Below are 2,732 nucleotides of genomic sequence, written 5' to 3'. Positions count from 1 at the left end.
ATTCGCACCCCGCACAAGATGAAGTTCGGCGTTTCAGGCTGTACCCGTGAATGTGCCGAAGCCCAGGGCAAAGACGTCGGTATCATCGCTACCGAGAAAGGCTGGAACCTGTACGTCTGCGGTAATGGCGGGATGAAACCGCGTCATGCGGATCTGCTGGCAGCGGATATCGATCGTGAAACGCTGCTCAAATATCTCGACCGTTTCATGATGTTCTACATCCGTACGGCGGACAAACTGACCCGTACCGCCCCGTGGTTAGACAACCTGGAAGGCGGCATTGAGTATCTGCGTTCCGTCATCATCGATGACAAACTAGGTCTGAACGAACATCTGGAAGAAGAGATGGCCCGTCTGCGCGAAGCCGTAGTCTGCGAGTGGACGGAAACCGTCAACACGCCATCTGCCCAGACGCGTTTCAGACACTTTATCAACAGCGATAAACGCGATCCGAACGTCCAGGTAGTGCCTGAACGTGAACAGCATCGTCCGGCCACGCCGTATGAACGCATCCCGGTCACTCTGGTGGAGGAAAACGCATGAGCCAGTGGACAAACATCTGCCACATTGATGACATCCTGCCCGCAACCGGCGTCTGCGCGTTGTTAGGTGAGGAACAGGTCGCTATTTTTCGTCCGTATCACAACGACCAGGTGTTTGCGATCAGCAACATCGACCCGTTCTTTGAATCCAGCGTGCTGTCTCGCGGATTGATTGCGGAACATCAGGGCGAATTGTGGGTCGCCAGCCCGTTGAAAAAACAGCGCTTTCGCCTGAGCGACGGCCTGTGTATGGAGGATGAACGTCATTCCGTGGCGCACTACGACGCGCGGGTAAAAGACGGCATTGTGCAGTTGCGCAGTTAATGAATTTCGGGAGGCGCAACGCCTCCCTTTTTAACGTATTGGCAGTCCTGTTTTTTTCGTAGGTCTGATGGCGGCATAAAGGCCTATCCGGCCTACGGTTACGTTTTTATTTCATTTTTTATGGGTAATCACAGTCATGTTCACAGATACAATTAACAAATGTGCGGCTAACGCTGCGCGCATCGCACGCCTGTCGGCAAATAACCCGCTCGGCTTCTGGGTCAGTTCTGCGATGGCAGGGGCTTACGTTGGCCTCGGTATCATCCTGATTTTCACTCTCGGTAACTTACTCGATCCGTCCGTGCGTCCGCTGGTGATGGGCGCGACCTTTGGGATTGCCTTAACGCTGGTCATTATTGCTGGTTCCGAACTGTTTACCGGTCACACGATGTTCCTGACGCTTGGCGTCAAAGCGGGCACCATCAGCCAGGGACAGATGTGGGCGATTTTGCCGCAGACCTGGTTGGGTAACCTGGTGGGTTCCGTGTTCGTCGCGCTGCTGTACAACTGGGGTGGCGGTAGCCTGCTACCGGTCGATACCAGCATCGTACACTCGGTCGCGCTGGCGAAAACCACGGCGCCGGCAACGGTACTGTTCTTCAAAGGCGCGCTGTGTAACTGGCTGGTTTGTCTGGCAATCTGGATGGCGATCCGTACTGAAGGCGCTGCGAAATTTATCGCTATCTGGTGGTGTCTGCTGGCGTTTATCGCGTCCGGCTATGAACACTCAGTTGCCAACATGACGCTGTTCGCCCTCTCCTGGTTCGGTCACCACAGCGAAGCCTATACCCTGGCGGGGATTGGTCATAACCTGCTGTGGGTAACACTCGGCAATACTTTGTCCGGTGTCGTGTTCATGGGGTTAGGTTATTGGTATGCTACGCCAAAATCGGAGCGACCTGCTCCGGCAAAAATCAACCAAACTGAGGCTACAGCCAATAATTAAGGGGTAATGTCGTGGATCATTTGCCTATATTTTGTCAACTACGCGACCGCGACTGTCTGATTGTCGGCGGTGGTGATGTCGCAGAACGCAAAGCACGGTTACTGCTGGAAGCAGGCGCTCGTTTAACGGTTAATGCGCTGGCGTTTATTCCGCAGTTCACCGTATGGGCAAATGAAAACATGTTGACGCTGGTGGAAGGACCGTTTGATGAAGCCCTTCTCGACCCGTGCTGGCTGGCGATAGCCGCGACCGATGATGATGCGGTGAATCAGCGCGTGAGCGATGCCGCAGAATCCCGCCGCATCTTCTGTAACGTCGTGGATGCGCCGAAAGCCGCCAGTTTCATCATGCCATCGATTATCGACCGTTCACCGCTAATGGTGGCGGTCTCTTCCGGCGGCACCTCACCGGTGCTGGCCCGTCTGCTGCGTGAAAAACTGGAATCCGTTTTACCTCAACATTTAGGTCAGGTTGCACACTACGCCGGGCAACTTCGTTCCCGGGTGAAAAAACAGTTTGCCACGATGGGTGAACGTCGCCGCTTCTGGGAAAAGCTGTTTGTTAACGACAGGCTGGCACAGTCGCTGGCGAATGCCGACCATAAAGCGGTAGAAGAAACCACCGAGCAGATGCTCAGCGAGCCGTTGGATCATCGCGGTGAAGTGGTGCTGGTGGGCGCAGGCCCTGGCGATGCCGGACTTCTGACGCTAAAAGGGTTGCAGCAGATCCAGCAGGCCGATGTGGTGGTCTATGACCGTCTGGTGTCTGACGATATCATGGACCTGGTGCGTCGCGACGCCGACCGTGTGTTTGTCGGTAAACGCGCGGGTTATCACTGCGTGCCGCAGGAGGAAATTAACCAAATCCTGCTGCGTGAAGCGCAACAGGGCAAACGTGTCGTCCGTCTGAAAGGCGGTGAC

General features: G+C 55.2%; 3 protein-coding genes and 1 pseudogene. All 4 read left to right on the top strand.

Features of this window, described 5'->3' with window-relative positions:
* A pseudogene (locus AB7E14_RS22520) lies at nt 1-543 on the top strand (nitrite reductase (NAD(P)H)); the annotation flags it as partial.
* A complete protein-coding gene (gene nirD / locus AB7E14_RS22515) occupies nt 540-866 on the top strand; it encodes a nitrite reductase small subunit NirD (protein WP_042998403.1) in 327 nt (108 codons plus the stop codon). The pseudogene AB7E14_RS22520 and the gene nirD, both read left to right, overlap by 4 nt.
* 136 nt (nt 867-1,002) lie before the next feature.
* Entirely contained in the window at nt 1,003-1,812 is an 810-nt protein-coding gene (gene nirC, locus AB7E14_RS22510; protein WP_316962327.1) for a nitrite transporter NirC, read from the top strand.
* An 11-nt stretch (nt 1,813-1,823) separates the two neighbouring features.
* Nucleotides 1,824-2,732 (top strand): siroheme synthase CysG (cysG, locus tag AB7E14_RS22505; protein ID WP_428169991.1); only part of this gene is annotated, 909 nt, incomplete at its 3' end.

Source organism: Citrobacter sp. (genome assembly GCF_050252275.1).
GTDB lineage: Bacteria > Pseudomonadota > Gammaproteobacteria > Enterobacterales > Enterobacteriaceae > Citrobacter_A > Citrobacter_A amalonaticus.
The sequence above is the reverse complement of the archived record's forward strand: the minus strand, read 5'-3'. Positions and strand labels throughout refer to the sequence as shown.

Coding starts and splice junctions, on each gene's coding strand:
- nirC (WP_316962327.1), top strand. CDS start 1,003: ATGTTCACAGATACAATTAACAAATGTGCGGCTAACGCTGCGCGCATC.
- nirD (WP_042998403.1), top strand. CDS start 540: ATGAGCCAGTGGACAAACATCTGCCACATTGATGACATCCTGCCCGCA.